At 45.7% G+C, this 19,116-nt stretch carries 14 protein-coding genes; 7 read left to right on the top strand and 7 right to left on the bottom strand.

Translation table 11 applies throughout. The features are described from left to right. The first annotated feature begins 176 nt into the window (after positions 1–176). The gene (locus tag GMES_RS09830; protein ID WP_006992515.1) at positions 177–806 is read left to right on the top strand and encodes a LysE family translocator; all 630 of its coding nucleotides are present in this window, start codon (positions 177–179) and stop codon (positions 804–806) included. A gap of 67 nt (positions 807–873) precedes the next feature. Here the strand turns inward: GMES_RS09830 and GMES_RS09825 are convergent, their stop codons facing one another. From GMES_RS09825 to GMES_RS22815, 3 genes are all read right to left on the bottom strand, one after another. Next, entirely contained in the window at positions 874–1,221 is a 348-nt protein-coding gene (locus GMES_RS09825) for a VOC family protein (protein WP_006992514.1), read from the bottom strand. An 86-nt stretch (positions 1,222–1,307) separates the two neighbouring features. Then, entirely contained in the window at positions 1,308–3,653 is a 2,346-nt protein-coding gene (locus GMES_RS09820; protein ID WP_083879598.1) for a multiheme c-type cytochrome, read from the bottom strand. Positions 3,654–4,075: 422 nt separating this feature from the next. Further along, a complete protein-coding gene (locus tag GMES_RS22815) occupies positions 4,076–4,390 on the bottom strand; it encodes a beta/alpha barrel domain-containing protein (protein WP_006992511.1) in 315 nt (104 codons plus the stop codon). Between the two features lie 243 nt (positions 4,391–4,633). Here GMES_RS22815 and hmgA point away from each other — a divergent pair, with 243 nt between their 5' ends. The 5 genes from hmgA to GMES_RS09790 all read left to right on the top strand — a co-directional run bounded on the left by hmgA (position 4,634) and on the right by GMES_RS09790 (position 9,660). Beyond that, positions 4,634–5,938 (top strand): homogentisate 1,2-dioxygenase, encoded by a 1,305-nt coding sequence (gene hmgA, locus GMES_RS09810; protein WP_006992510.1) that lies wholly within the window; start codon positions 4,634–4,636, stop codon positions 5,936–5,938. A gap of 30 nt (positions 5,939–5,968) precedes the next feature. Next, the gene (gene fahA, locus GMES_RS09805; protein ID WP_006992509.1) at positions 5,969–7,282 is read left to right on the top strand and encodes a fumarylacetoacetase; all 1,314 of its coding nucleotides are present in this window, start codon (positions 5,969–5,971) and stop codon (positions 7,280–7,282) included. A gap of 121 nt (positions 7,283–7,403) precedes the next feature. Next, positions 7,404–8,048: a maleylacetoacetate isomerase gene (gene maiA / locus GMES_RS09800; protein WP_006992508.1), complete on the top strand. Its 645-nt coding sequence runs from the start codon at positions 7,404–7,406 to the stop codon at positions 8,046–8,048. Positions 8,049–8,270: 222 nt separating this feature from the next. Next, positions 8,271–9,203: a 2-hydroxyacid dehydrogenase gene (locus tag GMES_RS09795; protein WP_006992507.1), complete on the top strand. Its 933-nt coding sequence runs from the start codon at positions 8,271–8,273 to the stop codon at positions 9,201–9,203. A gap of 31 nt (positions 9,204–9,234) precedes the next feature. After that, complete coding sequence (locus GMES_RS09790) at positions 9,235–9,660, top strand: GNAT family N-acetyltransferase (RefSeq protein ID WP_006992506.1); 426 nt, start codon at positions 9,235–9,237, stop codon at positions 9,658–9,660. A gap of 217 nt (positions 9,661–9,877) precedes the next feature. Here the strand turns inward: GMES_RS09790 and GMES_RS09785 are convergent, their stop codons facing one another. After that, a complete protein-coding gene (locus tag GMES_RS09785) occupies positions 9,878–10,804 on the bottom strand; it encodes a bestrophin family protein (RefSeq protein ID WP_006992505.1) in 927 nt (308 codons plus the stop codon). A 272-nt stretch (positions 10,805–11,076) separates the two neighbouring features. Between GMES_RS09785 and GMES_RS09780 the strand changes: the two genes are divergently transcribed. Next, entirely contained in the window at positions 11,077–12,384 is a 1,308-nt protein-coding gene (locus GMES_RS09780) for a short-chain fatty acid transporter (RefSeq protein ID WP_006992504.1), read from the top strand. A 319-nt stretch (positions 12,385–12,703) separates the two neighbouring features. Here GMES_RS09780 and GMES_RS09775 read toward each other — a convergent pair whose 3' ends face one another. The 3 genes from GMES_RS09775 to fghA all read right to left on the bottom strand — a co-directional run bounded on the left by GMES_RS09775 (position 12,704) and on the right by fghA (position 19,030). Further along, positions 12,704–15,034: a beta-galactosidase gene (locus tag GMES_RS09775; protein WP_226990280.1), complete on the bottom strand. Its 2,331-nt coding sequence runs from the start codon at positions 15,032–15,034 to the stop codon at positions 12,704–12,706. Positions 15,035–15,285: 251 nt separating this feature from the next. Further along, positions 15,286–17,916, bottom strand: a complete 2,631-nt coding sequence (locus GMES_RS09770) for a glycoside hydrolase family 2 TIM barrel-domain containing protein (RefSeq protein ID WP_006992502.1) — start codon at positions 17,914–17,916, stop codon at positions 15,286–15,288. 271 nt (positions 17,917–18,187) lie between these two features. Further along, positions 18,188–19,030: an S-formylglutathione hydrolase gene (gene fghA, locus GMES_RS09765; RefSeq protein ID WP_006992501.1), complete on the bottom strand. Its 843-nt coding sequence runs from the start codon at positions 19,028–19,030 to the stop codon at positions 18,188–18,190. Positions 19,031–19,116 lie beyond the last annotated feature (86 nt).

Here is a 19,116-nt window from a genome sequence, read left to right as displayed (position 1 = left end):
GTTCCAGCGTTAATCACCGTGCTGGTAAATAATGCATGTTCATCGTACATTACGCGCCTTGAGCTCTGTTTCTCGCAGATATTTACAACCTAGCTTTAGTTCCAGCTACTCATAAGATAATACGCACGTTACGCGCAATATAGATTAAAGCCACCGCAAAACAGTTGGAAGTGCCCATGGACATTCACGCCTATTTTATTTTTCTCACCACGACCATAATCGTATGTATGTCGCCTGGGCCTGCGGTAATTACCATTGCCTCTCAGGGGGCTCGCCATAGCGCTAAAAAAGCCATATTTGGAGTAACCGGCGTGGCCAGCGCCAACGTGGTGTATTTTTTGTTGTCTGCCACAGGAATTGCTTCGCTACTCGTAGCTTCGAACTTCGTTTTTTCGATAATCAAATGGGTAGGTGTGGCTTACTTGGTGTACTTAGGCTTAAATGCCATTCTGAGTAAAAGCGGCGGCTTGAGGATCAATAAAAGTGCCAGCTCAAATGCTAAAGGTATCGCACTGTTTAGTCAGGGGTTTATCGTAGAATTAGCAAACCCTAAAGCACTGCTCTACTTTTTAGCCTTGTTGCCACAGTTTATTGATGTTGAAAAACCTATTTTACTGCAGTTATTTATCATGGGCGCTTCGTGTTTGGTGGTCGATTTGCTGTCGTACACCATGTATGCATACATTGGGCAAAAGCTTTCTAGCGGCTCGGTTAAAGCATCCGTTGTGAATATGATCAATAAGTCAGCGGGCGGATTTTTGCTGTTTGCGGGGATTAAAATGGCGTCGGTCAGCTCGAATATCTAATCGAGTATAGATTCGAGCTGTGCAGTTTGTGTATTGCAATAATTTGTGTCCTAAATGAAATTAAACGTTAAACGGTTAACTCGGTGATATGCCATAACTCACCAGCTGGCCCCCATAAGTAAATTACCTTGCCCCAAGTTTCTTGCTGAATGGGTTCGTACTTATCGACTAACTCGCCCATACTTTCGATTTGCTTAAGCGCCGCGTTAATATCTTTGACGATAAGCTGCATCATTAGATTCTCAGCGAGCGATTGGTTATAAAAATTCTGCAAAAAGAACGTGCATTCGCCACTACTGAATATGCATAACTGGTCGTTAACAGGATCTTTGATAAACCCCAAAGCCTGATAAAATGCTTGCGATACAGCGAAGTCTTTAGACGGGATAAACAGACGAATGTCAGTGGGTTGCATAAAAATCAATCCTCAATCTCTTTATTAACTAGCGCCTGGTTAAGCATTCGAGTTATGCGCCAAATCATAGCCACGCGCATGCATATTTAAGTTTGCAACGCGCGCAACATAGACTGGTATTGCTGCGCTTTATCGGTTTGACCCGTTTTATTTAAATAGCTGATGAGCGCACTTAACACGTCAGTATCAGCTGGCCAGCGCTGATGGGCCTGTTCCAGTTCAGTGATAGCCAAATTAGTCTGGCTTTGGTGGTCAAGGGCAACAGCGTAAATATAAGCAAAAGACGGCAAGGCTTCGTCACTATGGGCCGATATTTTCAAGTTCGCTAAGGCTTGTCCATATTGTTTCTGACGAATTTTGAATAAACCTAACGCATGATTAGCTTGGGCGTTGTTCGGTTCAACTTTCAATGCCTTACTCAAATAGCCCGCGCCTTTTTTATCTTGACCTTGCTGACGGTAAAATTCAGAAATTTGAATTAACACAGGTATATAACTGGGTTCAATTTTATACGCGGTTAAATACGCTTGCTCTGCCCCTGCTAAATCCCCAAGGTTACTAGCTAAATTACCAAGGGCTAATTGGGTAATCGGTGAGTCTGCGTTTAACGCAAGCATATCTCGATATTCATCTAACAGTGGTATCAGCTTGGCTTTATCTGAGCGCGATAACTGACCCACACTTTCTACTAGCGTTCTTGCCATTTCAAAACGGACTGATTTACTCGGCTCATCGAGTTTCTGACTCAGCACCTGCCAACGAGCTTGGGGGCTTAGGATTTCTAGCGACTCTACCGCAGCTCGGCGCAGCAAAGCATTATCGTTTTCTAGGTTTGCAAGAGCGATATCTACCCCCTCTTGCGAGCGGTACTGACTTAAATCCGCCAGTAAAGATGCCCTGCGCAAATAGCTGTGCTCAGGGTTTTGAATAAAGGCGATGGCTTCATCCAACCCTTGAGGGGCTGCGTTCTGTACATGCTCACGAGCCGCTTTCCATTCATTTACCTTCGAATTACTACCCCATAGCTTGTGACTGGCTTCTCGCCAATGCTTGTCGGTTTTATCATGACAGGCCAAGCAGGATTGAGGCTCACTTGCCGCGTTGTTAAAGCTCAAATCCGGGATCAAAAAGCTATGGTCGCGCCGGTCATCCACACCCATATAGGTTTTTTCAGGCATGTGACAGTTAACGCACATAGCGCCATCTGTTTGCGGCGTATGGTGATGATGCTCTGGTGTATTGAAGGTTTCCGCCTGATGGCATTGCAAGCACAAACCATTGCCTTGAATTTTGACTTTCCCCGTGTGGGCATTATGACAGTTCGAGCAGGTCACTCCGGCATGTTGCATCTTACTTTGCATGAAAGAGCCTGCCACAAACACTTCTTCATTAATGCTGCCATTAGCATGATAAAACGGCGCACGGATCCACTCTAAGCGGTTGTCATCCACAAAGCGTTGCTGAGGCTGATTAGCACTGTGAGCAAGGGCATTTTTATCATGGGTGTCTTTGTAATTTTGTTTTTTGTAATTTTGTTTGTTGTCTGAGAAGGGGTGTGACAATGGCGTGCGCAGCGAATGGCAACGCGCACACACATTAATTTCACTGTTGTTTGGTTTTCCATCGGCATGGGCAATCGGCTTATTTGGGCTAAATGAAAAGTTTTTTAGCTCGGGTAAGGTTTGACTAAAGCCTGAATCTTGGCCGCTCAGCTCACCCTTTTTAGCCAGCTTGATGTGTTGTCCTGCGGGCCCGTGGCAGCTTTCACAGGCTACATTCACTTCACTGAACTGAGTATCAAAAGAATTAGTTTTAGGTTCAAAATTACGTTTAAGATCGGTTGTGTGACAATCAGCACATCTGCTATTCCAGTTTTGAAAATGACGCTGCCAGAAGAAAGGGTGTTCAGGGGTGATTTTTTCAATAGGCTGTAAATGAAACCAACGTTGCCCGCCCTCTTCTTTAGTGCGACTGTCCCATGCGATGTTAAACGCTTGTAACTTCCCATCACCCACATCAACTAAGTACTGCTGTAGCGGGTAAAAACCAAAAGTATACGGCACAGCAAAGGTTTGGACTTTATTCTGTTTGTTGGTAGTGGTTAATTTGTACTGGCCATCTTCAATAAAAAAGCGGGTCGCTATGTCGTGAAAGTTCACTTCAATATCATTGAAATCACCTAGCACAGTGTCTTTGTTCGCCGTTTGCATGGCTTTGAAGTGATCAGACTGCTGCCACTGGTCATACTCACTTTGGTGGCAACTTTGGCAAGTTTGCGCACCAGCGTAGGCAGGTGCCACATTTTTAGGCGCTGTTGAGTCGTTCGCAACAGTGACCGCTGTGCTCTGGACACTAAAGAGCGCTGCCAACAAAAAAGAGACCAATAAACACAGGTTTTTTACCTTTATTGCATGTACCGCTTGCCACTTCATCATGTTCAACTGCTTATGTCCTAATGGAATTGCTTTATCGTATTTGCTTTAACATCTAGCCTGCAACTGCGCACATGCTTACCGTTGGTTTCATTCTTATACGTTTTCTAACGCATTCTTATAACTTCGTATATAGCCTTTCGCATTCAGCATTACCTCATCAGCGCTTATACTCGCTTGATATAAACCAGAGCCCAAACCGAATCCTCCTGCCCCAGCCCTCAAAAACTCCGGGAGCGTTTCACCTGTAATGCCGCCTACAGGCAATACAGGTATGTCCTCAGGAAAACCGCCATCATCCCTTTTAAGCCTTCGGCCCCGATCGTATCAGTGGAAAACAATTTGATCCCATCGGCCCCAGCCTCAATCGCCTTAAACGCTTCGGTTACTTTGTAAAACCCAGGGACAGAACACAACCTCAATTATTTAGAACGACGAATAACCTGTTCATTTACATTGGGAGAGACGATAAGTTTGCCGCCTACAGAATAAATCTTATCCACTTGAGCGGTGCTCAACACCGTACCGCCGCCGATTAATAACTGATCACCAAACGCATCCACTAAGCGTTTGATGCTTTGGTAAGGCTCAGGAGAATTAAGCGGCACTTCAATTATGTTAAAGCCTTCTTCTTTAAGAACTTGGGCGACATCAACCACCTCCTCTGGTGTGATGCCGCGTAAAATCGCCACTAGCGGTAACTGAGTTAAGGCTGTGTGCAGTGAATTCGAAAACATAATTTACCTATTATTTGAGGGCAGTTTAGTTATCAAAGGGGATTATAAGCAGTCACGCAGACGTAAAACGAAACATAAGTTTACAGTTCGCTGAATAACTCACTGATCTAAATACGTAATTCAACTGTGAATTTATTGTCATCAGTTTATTAAAAAATTAGATTAAAACACAAGTAGTACACCATTGACTAAAACTTTGAACCTTAAACTCCTCTTTTAATAAACAGGTTCATAGAGGTAAATATGAATACAAATACCGAATTGACCTACTTATTTGGTTTCAATAACGAACACCAAACAGAAGCCCTACCAGGTGCGCTCCCTATAGGGCAGTTCAGCCCACAGCGCTGCCCATATGGGCTCTACGCCGAGCAATTTAGTACCAGTGCATTTACGCGCCCACGTCACGAAAACCGGCGCACGTGGACTTACCGAATTCGCCCTTCTATTGCCATGGGTGACTTTAATAAAATGGATAAAGGCGCTGTGCGCTCAGGGCCTATCACCGAGGTGGATTGCCCGCCCAATGTCATGCGCTGGGACGCCCTGCCCATCCCAGAAGCCCCAACAGACTTTATTGATGGCTTAACCACCATGGCGGCCAATGGTGATGTGCGAGGTCAATCAGGGATCGGTATTCATGTGTACAGCGCCAACCAAGGTATGGGCGATCGTTCGTTCTATTCCGCTGACGGGGAGTTACTCTTTATTCCTCAACTTGGGGAGTTCATTGCGATAACCGAAATGGGTAAGTTAGCCATTAAACCGGGGGAAATCCTGGTGATCCCCAGAGGCATAAAGTTCAAGATTGAGCCCAATCAGGGCCCCATCAGAGGTTACGTGTGCGAAAACTACGGCAGCCCTATGGAGCTCGCCGAGCGTGGCCCAGCAGGCGCTAACGGCTTTGCTAATCAAAGAGATTTTCAATATCCCACGGCTTATTTTGAGGAAACGGAAGGCGAACACGTAGTCATCGCTAAATTCTGCGGTGAATTTTACCAAGCCAAGCAAAACCACAGTCCATTTGATGTGGTGGCTTGGGTGGGCAACAGCGCGCCCTACAAGTATGACTTGTCGCGGTTTAATGTACTTAACACCGTAAGCTTCGATCACCCCGACCCGTCAATCTTTACCGTACTGACTTCACCAAGCAGCGAGACCGGCGTAGCCAACGTCGATTTTGTAATATTTCCGCCGCGCTGGATGGTGGCTGAAAACACGTTCCGCCCACCTTGGTATCACAGAAACTTTATGAGCGAATTTATGGGCTTAATTGAAGGCACGTATGACGCTAAAGAAAAAGGCTTCGAACCCGGCGGCATGAGCTTACACAACTGCATGACACCTCATGGTCCCGAGGCCGACGTATTCGACAAAGCCAGCCAAGCAGAGCTTGTGCCTCAGCGCTATGAGAACACCATGGCATTCATGCTTGAGTCGCGCTACATCATTGCGCCCACAAAATTTGCCCTTAACACCCCTTTGCGCCAAAACAACTACTTGGCTTGCTGGGGTGACCTTAAAAAACATTTTAACGGCCAGCCTTAATTGCTCGCTGATGACATAGGACATGAAATAATGACTTTACTCAATGAAACCCACGATCCAGCACGCAAAAGCTGGGTAACTTCAGCCAACGGCCACGAGCAATTTCCCATCCAAAACCTGCCCTTCGCGATATTTCGTGAAGTAAACACCAAAGACCAATGGCGCGGGGGCGTTGCCATCGGAGATTCCATTCTTGATATGGCCAAAGTCGCCGCTTTGAACTTATTGCATGGCGATGCCAAACGAGCAACCCAAGCGGCCAGTGAAACAAGTTTGAATACCCTCATGGGTTTAGGGGCAACTCAAAATTCAGCCCTGCGTTTAGCGCTATCAAATGCCTTGCTTGAAGGTTCTGAACATCAAGCTGCGCTTGAGAGTTGCTTAATTGCGCAAGCCGACGCTGAATTTAACATGCCTTGCCACGTCACGGATTACACCGACTTCTATACCTCTATTCACCACGCAACCGCAGTGGGCAGCTTGTTTCGCCCAGACAACCCTTTGCTGCCTAACTATAAGTGGGTGCCAATTGGTTATCACGGGCGCTCTTCAAGTATTGGAGTGTCTGGGCAAACCTTCCCTCGCCCTGTGGGGCAAACCAAAAAACCAGACGCCATCACACCAGATTTTGGCCCGTGTCAGCGTCTTGATTACGAATTGGAAATGGGCGTGTTTATTGGTCAAGGCACCACCCTAGGTCACCGTATTAAGATCACCGAAGCAGAGCAGCATATTTTTGGCATGTGTATTTTAAATGACTGGTCAGCGCGTGACATTCAAGCGTGGGAATACCAACCTCTTGGGCCATTTTTAGCGAAAAACTTCGCGTCAACCATTTCCCCTTGGATCGTCACCACAGAAGCCTTGGCACCATTTAGAGAAGCCTTCACACGCCCCGAGAGTGATCCACAACCCCTTGAATATTTAACCAGCGAAGCCAACACCCAAGCCGGTAATCTTGATATTGCACTGAGTTGTCTAATTCAAACCGAAAAAATGCGTCAAAACGACCAAACACCTCAGCAATTATCAGCGTCAAACTTCATACACTCTTATTGGACACCGGCGCAACTTGTCACGCATCACAGTGTGAATGGTTGTCCCATGACCCCAGGTGATTTGCTAGGCTCAGGCACGCAATCAGGCCCAGAAGCAGATGAAGCAGGCTCGTTGCTCGAGTTAACCCAAGGGGGCAAAAAATCCCTGACGTTAGATAACGGCGAAACCCGTAAATTTCTAGAAGACGGAGACGCTATTATTATGCGCGCCCATTGCCGCCGCGACGGTGCGGTAACTATTGGCTTCGGTGAAGTGGTGGGCACGTTATTGCCTGCAGTCTTCTAAATTATCGTCCGTTAAATGAGTGAAATTCCGTTGGGAGCCGTTGTCTTGCTCTCAACGGGGTTCAAACAATGAAAACTGATGCACAGAAAAATTCTCAGAATGATGCTCAGGAGCTAACACAATGAAACTGTTTACTTACTTTCGCTCTTCAGCTGCGTATCGGGTGCGTATAGCCTTAAATCTAAAAGGCATTACGCATCAATTGGTAGCGGTAAATTTACTTAAAGGCCAGCATTTAAGCGAAACGTATAAAGCCCTGCAGCCACAAGGACTTGTGCCTTGTATACAACTTGAAAGCGGCGAAATTATCACTCAATCAGGGGCAATACTCGCGTATATTGAGGCCAAGTATCCGCAACATTCTTTAATGCCCGAAGACCTAATGGATGCTGTCAAGGTACGCAGCATAGTTGACATGATCGCCTGCGACATTCACCCAGTGAATAATTTACGCGTACTGAAGTACCTCAGCAATGAGTTGGCCATTGAAGATGAGCAAAAACAGCAATGGTATCGCCACTGGATTGAACAAGGATTTGAAGCTATTGAGCGCTTGCTTGCAGCAGAAAATACGCAGTCTGCTTTCGCTATGGGGGATCAGGTGACTATGGTCGACGTTTATTTAGTGCCGCAGGTATACAACGCTCTGCGATTCAAAGTAGATATGCAAGCTTACCCAAGAATAATGCGTGCCTATCAAGCCTGCAACGAACTCGACGCCTTCATTCAAGCCGCACCAGAAAACCAACCAGACAGCACGTTGTAAGCAAACGTTGTGTCACGGGAAAAAAAGAATCACAGAATATTGGGGCTAAGTGCCCCATAAATTCGTTCGATCTAAGTAGGTTAGTTTTTCCCATAAAATTTTTCCTGTGAGGCTGTTCTAATAAAAGCATCCGCCGAAACGCCTGTAGCGAATACCAATTTTACCTCACTCAGGATAGGATACCGCCACACAAATAATGTTCGAATAACGAGGCAAATTTTCATGACAACCCATGTGCTTTTTCGCGGCCCTCAATCACGCAACGATAACTGGCAAGCATTGTTCGCTGATGCTCTACCCGATGTAACTTGGCACCACTGGCCACACGTTGAAGATAAAGCCCGGATCGAGCTGATGATAGTGTGGAAATTACCCCGTGATTACCAACAAGACTACCCCAATCTAAAAGTCATTTTTTCTGTTGGGGCAGGCGTTGACCAACTCGATTTAGCCAGCGTACCTGAGCATATTCAGGTAGTACGTATGCTCGACCCAGGTATTGCCAAAGGCATGAGCGAATTTATTGCTATGCATGTGCTAAATATTCATCGAGATACCTTCGCCTATATCAACGCGAATAAAACCGGTTCGTGGCAACCCATCCCCACAGTGCCTAATAAGCAAAGGCGCATCGGTATTTTTGGGCTGGGTAGTCTAGGTCAAGCTGCTGCACAAACCGTTTTACAACTTGGCTTTAGCGTCAATGGCTGGAGTCGCAGTCCGAAACAGGTCGAACAGGTAACGTGTTTTAGTGGCGATGCTGAATTAGGGGTGTTTCTAGCCCAAACCGATATTTTAGTCAGCTTAGTCCCCCTCACGCCTGAAACCCGAGGCATACTTAATTGTGAAACCCTAAGCCAGCTCCCCAAAGGGGCCAGCGTGATTAATGTGGGGCGCGGTGAACAACTTATTCCAGAAGATCTAATCACTCTGCTGGACGCAGAGCATTTGGCCTATGCAGTGCTCGATGTATTTGCTATCGAGCCACTGCCTGAAACTCACCCACTATGGCAGCACCCTCAGGTTTTGGTGACTCCGCATATCGCTGCGGTAACCCAAGACGATAGCGCAGGCCAAGTTTTACTGGCCAATGTGCAGCGTTACATTAATCAAACGCCGCTGATTGGCACAGTGGACAGAGAACTTGGTTACTGAGCGCTGTAAACACGACTAACAAGGAGGCTTAGTGAGTATCACCTTTGTAGCAACTGAAAACCTTCACCGGGCAGCACGTTTCACCTATGAAAATATGCGCGTCTACTATAAACAATTCGCCCCAGATTGGGATGTGGCTAAAGTACTTGAAGTGACCCAGGAACTGGATAACCTCGATATTGTATTTCAGCAAGAAGTAGTCGGTGTGATGAGATTAGCGACAGGCGATGAAGGGTATATTTTACGAGATCTTCAAGTGCTACCCACCTTTCAAAATCGAGGTATTGGTAAAGCAGCGGTAAAGGAAGCAAAGCGCAGAGCCGCTAACGCCAACGTCAATACCCTCACTCTGCGAGTGTTAAAAATAAGCCCTGCCATCACGCTATATGCAAGAAATGGTTTTACGATACACAGCGAAGATGAACGCTTTTATCATATGGCAGCAACCATTCGTTAGGCGTTGCTACAAAAACGGTTAAGGCTTGTTGCGATAACCGTTAAACGTTTTCACTTAGCCTGTTTGCTATGCAGGCGATAAAAAAAGGGGATCGAGCGCGCCTTAGCTAACGTATTTCTAAGTCAGTAAGTAAATAATCAACCAAGCAAGCAACCATCCAAAAGATACCAATCAAAATTGCGTTCACGCTGTCTTTATAATTGGAGTCTAACGCACACTAGGCTAGGCGGTGGTTTTGTGCTTCGATAGGCTCAGGTAATGGTTTCTCACCGAGTATATCCAGCAGGTTAATTTCTATCGTCCGAGAAATAGCGTGCAAAGGTAAGTGATTTGCAGATAGACCAAACGGCGCAGCCAACTCTTCACTTAACGCATCTAAACCAAAGAATGTATATGCAATGATGGCACTGAACAACGGCGTCACTAAGCCCTGGGTCGCTACGATACCAAACGGTAAAATGAAGCAGTACAAGTATGCCGTACGCTGCACGAGTAACATGTATGCGAATGGCAGCGGGGTAGTTTGAATTCGCTCACACGCTGCCTGCACTTCTGCCATCGCAGTAATATGCTCATGCAAGCTGACTTGTAAAATATCAGACAACAAATGCTGCTCACGAAACTGGCCAAGTTTTTGCGCAATTAACCTCAGTATGGCATCTGGAAGGCTGTTTGCTTCGCGCAAGAATGGTGTGTCTTGATCGGTGACATACTGATGTATATCGGGCCATGGGTCAGTCTGGCGAAGCTGGTGTCGCAGCGCATGAGCAAAGGCTATGGTGAGCTTTATAGTATACTCTTGCGCTTCAACGCCCTTTTTTTCACTGCTATCAATGTACGACATCAACTGGCGCGACAAACTGCGCGAGGCCACCACCAATTTCCCCCACTGTTTGCGCCCCTCCCACCACCGGTCGTAACTGGCATTGTTGCGAAAACCAAGAAACAACGACAGCGCGACACCAAACAAAGCCACAGGTGCAAGGGTAAAATCAGGGAAGACCCTAGGGTAAAAATGTTGAGCCACCGCCACTGCCACGCCCAGCAAGGTGATAAATAGAATTTTTCCGTAAATAAGCAGTAAAACCGACCCACGCAAAATAAAAAACAACTTAAATGAATGAGGGGTATCGCGAACTATCATAAGTGCCTCAAGCTGGGTATTACAAACGCATCAAACTGGGTATTATAAAGAAAAACCAATGGGCTTTTTGTTAATAGATTGAGTCAGTTTGTACATATTCAATCCGGTCTTAGGCCAGAAGCTGCGCCTGAAGCAAGACCTTGAGCAAACCTGCATATGATGCATTTTCTCTAGTTCTGTCACCGGCTTTCTAGCAACAATACCAAAGCATATACATTGAGTTAAAATACGCTAAGATACGTCTTGTTATCAATATGTTATAGGCGTTCTACATGCTAAACCGTGCCGCAAAACCTTTTATAAAATTAGTAGAACGTTATCTCCCCGATCCCTATATTTTTGTTCTTATCTTAACACTAGTCACAATCGGCGCTGCAGTTGCCTTTGAGCAGCAACCAATTTTGAACGTCATCACCCAATGGGGCGATGGGTTTTGGGGGCTGTTAAGCTTTTCCATGCAAATGCTGTTGGTATTAGTCAGCGGTTTTATGTTGGCTAATACGCCTTTAATGAAAAACCTTTTAGGGCGCTTAGCGAAATTAGGGAATACTCCAGGTAAAGCCATTATTTTAGTGACCTTGGTGTCTCTCACGGCCAGTTGGATCAACTGGGGCTTTGGTTTAGTCGTCGGGGCTTTGTTTGCCAAAGCCCTTGCCCGCAACGTTCAAGTCGACTACCGACTGTTAGTGGCCAGTGCTTATTCTGGTTTTGTGGTGTGGCATGGCGGTTTAGCGGGATCAATTCCACTGACAATCGCTACGTCTGGGCACTTTAGTGAGGACCAAATCGGCGTAATCACCACAGGCAGCACCCTATTCAGCAGCTTTAACCTTATCCTGCTCGCTATTCTATTTATCGTCGTACCTCTGGTTAATCGCCTGATGATGCCCCCTGCTGACGAAAGCATTATCGTCAGCCCAGATAAACTGCATGATGACCCTATGCCAAGCGCCGAAAATGCTCGACCAGCAGATAAACTTGAGAACAGTAAACTGTTAGCGGTGTTAGTCGCTTTTGTGGGTATAGCCTACCTATTAAGTTACTTTGTTCAAGGCGGCGGCCTGAATCTGAATATCGTGAACAGCCTCTTTTTATTTCTAGCCATCGTATTACATGGCACCCCTAAACGTTTGCTGCACAGCCTTCAACAGGCAATACATGGTGGTAGCGGCATTGTTATTCAGTTTCCGTTCTATGCGGGAATTATGGCGGTCATGGTGCAATCTGGTTTAGCCCAAAGTTTGTCCCAATGGCTTATCAGTTTTGCTAGCGCCGAGTCACTCCCCGTGTGGAGCTTCATCAGTGCTGGTATCGTCAATATCTTTGTCCCATCTGGTGGCGGTCAATGGGCGGTACAAGCCCCAGTTATTTTGCCTGCTGCCGCTGAACTAGGCGCAGATGTTAGCCGCGTGGCTATGGCAGTAGCGTGGGGCGATGCGTGGACTAATTTAATTCAACCGTTTTGGGCGTTGCCCGTGTTAGCCATTGCAGGGCTCAAAGCTAAAGATATTATGGGCTTTTGCTTAGTTCAGCTCATCGTCACCGGGATCATTATTTCGCTAGTATTGCGCTTTGTGTAAAGCGGGGAATTAAATAATGGCCAACTCACATTGGCCATGTTTGCGTTACTCCTTAAAACAATCTTTATAGCTAATACTGCCAAGGGCTGAGCTTAATCTAGTTAACGTGGTATTTGCTATTAGTCGAATGAAAACAGTGGCTGGTGTATAACCCTTGTTTTCAATGCTGTGAGTGAAGGCACCTGTCGATTCTACGTAGCTACCAGGGCTCAGATTTAAAGCAGCTTCTTGCTCTTATGAGTGATACTCAAATGCGCCAGCAATCACAACTGCGCGAAACTCACTTGCGTCCGTTTCAATCTCCCATTTAAAGAGAGCGTTATTTAACTGCATCTTTGAATTTACGCGGATACAATTCTTGATTTATCTCTCGCGCCGCTTCAACCATTTCTTTATAGGGTACATCTGCGTTAGTAACAAAGCCTACATTGTAATTCTCACCGTCGTACGCACGGCCAGTAACGGGCGAATCTGTGTATTGGAACCAATGCGCCCCCACCATATAAGGGTTGTCTATTACTTTACGCATGTAAGCTTGATACCCTCTTGCGCGATCTTTTTGGTCAGAAGAGTGAATTAACCCCGGGTGGTACAGTCCCGTATCCATCGCACCAAAGTGGTATTCCCCAATAATGCTCGGCATATCTATCTGTGGAAGAATATCCCAAGTTGAGTCATGCATACCTTCTCGATAGTAGTTATAACTCATCACATCCACGTATTTTTTAGCTGCACGAACCCCTTCAGGGTTGATGCTCCAAGCGGCCATTCGCACACCCATGTATAAGTGATTTGGCATAACTTCTCTTAATGCGCTATTGACCACCTCAAAATATTGGCTGGTGTAGGTTTCAAGAATAACCGACATATCTTCAATCATGGCATCGTTAATTTGCTCTACATCAAATTTTTTGGCGAACGAATCCCAAGAAGGAATATTGGTTTCCCATGCACGATTAAGCGTTGCAATATCTCCATATTTATCTTGCAGCAACTTAGTAAACTCAGCTTTAGCTGGGCTTTGGCTCGCATCCATTTTAAAGTTTTGAATAGGGATACGATAATGGCTTTCTATACTTGCTGGGTTACCCCAGCTTTTTTCATTATCAATAAACACGCCTATACACCACGGATTGTTTTTGACCTCGTCGGCAATGACTTGCGTCGTGACTTTCGCGCGTCGGGCAAACTCTGGATCGTAAGGGTCCGGCATCGGCGACCAGCCATGTCCATCGGCGGTAACGGTTTTGAAATCCCCAATAATCCATCCATTGGCAAAATAGGGAAACTGGTTTTTATGATAAAATTCTGGGTCAACCCAATTTCCAAATGATGTCATTCCCCAGCTGCGCATGCGTTTAATGGTCACATCTTCCCAGTCATCAATGAACGACTCTGGATAACGTTCTCCGTAGCGACGCTCTAAATTAGCCTGATAAAAGCTAAAGGTTTCACCATGTGCTAAAGGGCCTTTATGCGTACTTCTTCTATACGAATAATGATTGGCTAATTCATCGTCATAATCTGGTAGCCAATTGAACATATTGTGTCGTAATTCAGATGAAATATAGCGTGTCTTTTGCGCTTTTGCAGAAACAGGCCGTATTCCCAAAGAGTCTTCCGGGGTAACATCTTCAGGGTCAATATAGCGTACCTGATCGTCTTTGAAGTCGACCCCTGTTAATGTTGTAGTGTTAGCAATACGAATATTGGCAATACCCGATGAGAAGAACAAATATCCTTCGGGGTCAACTAAGGACCAAACGCCATTAACCTTTTCTGTTCTAAAAAATCCTGTGGCTTCTAATTTTGGGCCTTTCTTCCAGCCGCCGTATTTAGAACGGTCCGCTAATACCGGGTTAGCCGCTAAATCAACCAGCTCTTCTTCGGCAAGTTGTTTTAAATGGCTGTCAGATTTCACTTTATCTTTGAAATTAGATTTTGCAGGTTGACCAAATTCGTCCACTAACCCCACTAAATACTCGGGGTCGATAGCTGGATTACTTCTGGCCCTTACGTTGTCCAGGATGACTTGCTTATCTTCAATATTTGACGAAATGTAAAAGCTCACTTCTTTTATTTCACTAATATCTAGGAGCTTATTACCCGTCATATAAGGCATTCTAAATTCATCCGACGACCAAGCTGGTGGATCGGCTCGTAAACCACTGTCTAAGGAAATTTGTGGGCCACTTAAATCAGCATAGTAGGTAGCGCTGCTATGAGCTGGAATCGAGATACTTCTGGTTTGCATCTGGTGCGCATCATTCACCCGAAGATATAAATGAACCGACACATCGCTTGTGTTTGTGGCATCAAAAGCGAGGTTCATATCGCCCAATACGGATAAATCCCAAGGTTTGGCTGGTTGAAGAGATAACGTTGAATACTCTGAGCTTGAGTCGAATGTTAGCTCAATCGCCTGATTGCCACTGGTGATGCCTGCGGCTTTCGTTATTTTAGCTTGGATATGATCCCGTTGGATCCAGCTAGGCAATGTCGCCTCTTCAAAATCAGCTAACAGCACTTGTTCATTATTTTGTTGATTCGAAGCAGACGGTTTAACGTTATTCGAGGAAGCATCGTTGTTACATGCACTTAATCCTGTAGTAAGTAGCGATAGTAACAGTCCGTGAGATAGTTTTGACATCAGTAAACACCATTGTTTATTGTTAACAAATGTCAATACTATATTATTTATATGTGAAAAACATCATTCAAATGAAAATTAAATTTCGTTTTCGTACACATTCTGTCTTTGCATATTTCACGCTTTAGTTAGCGTTAGCAATGGCAAAATTGGCGCGCATATCTGCTAGTAAAACAGCTACACGGAACATAGCCAATGCGCGCCTTCATCTACTTTTTTGCTAAGGTGTTGATAGGCTTAACTGCCTGTCGTCATTTAACCGTTAAGTGCAATGAAGCTGCTTTTACCCCTGAACCACTGGCCGTCACTGTGACTTCGCCTGGGGTTAGCGTTGATTGCAACAGCAAAAGCGCTCGCCCTTTTGCCGTGGTCACTTGTTGTGCCTGATAGGGTTGTGAACTGTCTGGCGCACCGTTATCCACACCTAGTACTGTCACAGGGCCTGTAATTTCAAACTGTATAGTTTGCTCATCTAGAACAACTGGTTTGCCTTGGTTGTCTTGCATCTGCAATTCGATATGTGCAACCCCATAGCCGTCTGCGGGCAATACTTGGCGATCCACGTGTAAGTTTATTTGACTGGCATTTTCGGCAGTTTGCAGCTTATCTTGTGTTTTACAGTCCCCTAAGCCTTTGGCCACAACAGTTCCAGATGTATATGGCACGGCCCATTTCAGTATCCGATCAGAAAAATCAGCAAGATTTTTTATCCCTTTTGATTGACCATTAACCATTAGTTCTGCACTGGCACAATTGGTGTAAACCTCAATTGCGACAAGTGTATCCTTGCTATAATTCCAGTGATGATTAACGTCGTACCAGCCCCACACGTACTGCTGCCAGGCATCTTTCTTCTTCTCCACTACATCGCCGTTATCGTTCAATTTATAGGGTGACAATGGCATTGTTTGCGTTGTTAAGTAGAGATGAGGCGTGTCATTCCACAAGGTTTTGAACATGTGATAAGCCGGCTTTTCAAAGCCTGCTAGGTCCAGCAAACCTGTGGCGCTCGACTTCTTAGGCCATTGGTTATGTGCCTCCCCGAGGTAATCAATACCTGTCCACAAAAATGTACCGCCAATAAAATCACGTTCCATTACCGCTTTCCATTCATGCCATTGGGGAACGTTTTCTGTGCCCATAATCATTTTGTCAGGGTAACGCTCATGCCCATAATCGTATATCACGCGCCGATAACTGTAGCCCACTACATCAAGGGCGTCAGTGTAACCAGACACATGACTGACAGAGGGTAGTATTAAATTCGCGGTCACCGGACGTGACGTGTCTAACGCTTTGACCCAATCAGACAATTTTTTAGCGGTCTTTGCTAGTACGTGCTTTCCCTCTGGGCTTTGATGAAAACGACGAGAAATTTCATCGGCGGTAATAAATGGCGGGTTAAAAAAGTAATTTCCCCCTGCATTCATATCAAAATAACCCGTAGCCGCTGCATAACGTGGATAGGTCCACTCAATTTCATTACCAATGCTCCACATGATCACCGATGGGTGATTACGATCACGGGTGACTGCTGCAGTTAAGTCTTGCTTCGCGTCTCGGGCAAAAATATCGGCATAACCTCGGCTAATATCATCTGAATGGCGCTCTTGCTGATTCAAGCGTTTGTCTTTGGGATTGTCCCACTCGTCAAATATTTCTACTTGTACCATCAAGCCCAGCTCGTCACACAAATCTAAGAACGCTTGTGAAGAAGGGTTATGTGCTACGCGTATTGCGTTGACCCCAGCCTCCTTTAATTTTAGTAAACGACGACGCCAAACATCATCCGGTACAGCGCTACCTACTAACCCAGCATCGTGATGCAAATTCACCCCTTTTATTTTTAATGAGCGGCCATTAAGAAAGAAGCCCTTATCGGCATCGAAACGCAGTTCACGTATACCAAAAGGCGTGCGGTATTCATCGATAACACGGTCGTTTTGTAAAATCCGACTGACCACAGTGTACTGATACGGGTTATTGATATCCCAACGAATTGGCCGCGCAATATTCATCTCTTGGTTAGCGGTTAGCGTACTGTTGGCCGCGAGTTGATGCACTTGCTCGTGCTTAGCAACTACCTGCTGCTGAGCATTTTCAATATACGATTGCACGGTGAACTGGGCAGATTGTGCTTGAGCGTTGGCGATTTTGGTGGCCAGCACTACGTGTGCGTTGCTATCTGTGATACTGGGTGTGAGCACATAGGAGCCCCAAATAGGAATGTGCAGCGCGCCTGTGGTAATGAACTCAACGTTTCGGTAAATGCCTGAGCCTGTGTACCAACGACTGTCAATATACCGAGAATGATTGACCCTGACCGCGATCACGTTGTCTTCACCTTCTGGAGCTAATACATCGGTAACATCGTAGTAAAATGGAGTGTAGCCGTATTCTTGAGCGCCTAGTTTTTGTCCATTGAGGTAAACGTCTGAACGGTTATATACGCCATCGAAGTATATGAAGTGTCGCTGCTGCGCTTTAGGCTGATCTGATGAGTTGCTAGGGGTAGTAAAGTGCTTGCGATACCAGCCTACTCCACCAGGTAAGTAGCCTGTAGCGCCGTCACCCTTTTGCTTATCAAAGGCGAGTTCTACGCTCCAATCGTGAGGAAGGTTAAGCGTTCGCCATGCACTGTCGTCAAAATTTGTGTTGCTATATTGCGTGTTATCACTAAGGGAAAATAGCCAATCGCGATTAAAATCACGCTCCACCCGCTGGTGATCTTGGCTGTGCTTGTTCACCGCGATAGAAAGCGCCTTATCATCAACCGGCACACTTTGATGTAATGCACTCTGGTGCGGCGCGCAGCCCAATATAAAAAGTGAAACTAGTGTAATTAAAAATATCTTAATACGCCCTGTAACAACAAAATCCATACGTTTAACCCTTATCACATTCGTTAATGAATAAGGTACAACATCGAAATATTGTTAACAACACTTTGTTAACAATGCGGCTGGAGTTAATTTAGTCGCAATGTAATACGATAAAAATAAATAAGCAAAACATTCTCCCATCTGTGTGAATTAATCAAAAACGGCAAAATAAGTAAGCGGGTAAATGAGGATTAAGATTAAGGCAAGCGCAAGCGCTCACCTTATTAGATACTGAACCAACAAGCATAACTGTGAGAGCATTGGCTTTAGGCTACGCCTTGTTCAAATGCTCAGCGTGAAAGCATAAATGTTCTTCGATAAAACTACTGATAAAGTAGTAACTATGATCGTAACCCTCGTGCAAATTCAGCGCTAACGGATAGCCGCTGGCCTTAGCTGCACTTTGCAATACTTCAGGCTTTAGCTGCTCACTCAAGAAGTCATCAGATGCGCCTTGGTCAACCAAAGCAGGGACAAACTGTGTGGCACTGCGCATCAATTCGCTGGCATCATGTTCACGCCATTTTGCCATGTCACTACCAAGGTATGTGGTGAAGGCTTTTTGCCCCCAAGGGCAGTTTACTGGGTTGCTGATCGGGCTAAATGCCGACACAGATGTGTAACGCTCAGGATTGCGCATGGCGATAGTCAATGCCCCATGGCCGCCCATCGAATGGCCTGCAATCGCGCGTTTGTCCGACACGGGAAATGTCCCTTCAATTAGCTGAGGCAGTTCATTCACCACATAATCGTACATATGATAATGTCGATCCCAAGGTGCTTGGGTCGCATTCACGTAAAAGCCTGCGCCCTTACCCAAATCATAACCTTCATCATCGGCCACATCGTCGCCCCTAGGGCTGGTGTCTGGTGCCACTATGGCGATGCCCAGCTGGGCTGCTATACGCAGTGCACCGGCTTTTTGCATAAAGTTCTCGTCGGTGCAGGTCAAGCCTGACAACCAATACAAAACGGGCACCTTAGTGCCATTCGCGGTTTGCGGCGGTAAATAAATCGCAAAGCGCATGCTGCAATTTAGGGCCTTGGATGGATGACTATACTGTTTGTGCCAGCCGCCAAAGCTTTTGTTGATTGATAAATTTTCAATTGTCATAAGCATGCCTAAAACTCGGCCAGGAGCCTTTTGTTGTTTTGTAGAATTTCGTGTTGTTGCTAAAAAAGCATAAAGAATGACTGCTC

It is taken from the genome of Paraglaciecola mesophila KMM 241, assembly GCF_000315015.1.
Classification (GTDB): Bacteria; Pseudomonadota; Gammaproteobacteria; order Enterobacterales; family Alteromonadaceae; genus Paraglaciecola; species Paraglaciecola mesophila.
This window is presented reverse-complemented; position numbering and strand designations above follow the sequence as displayed.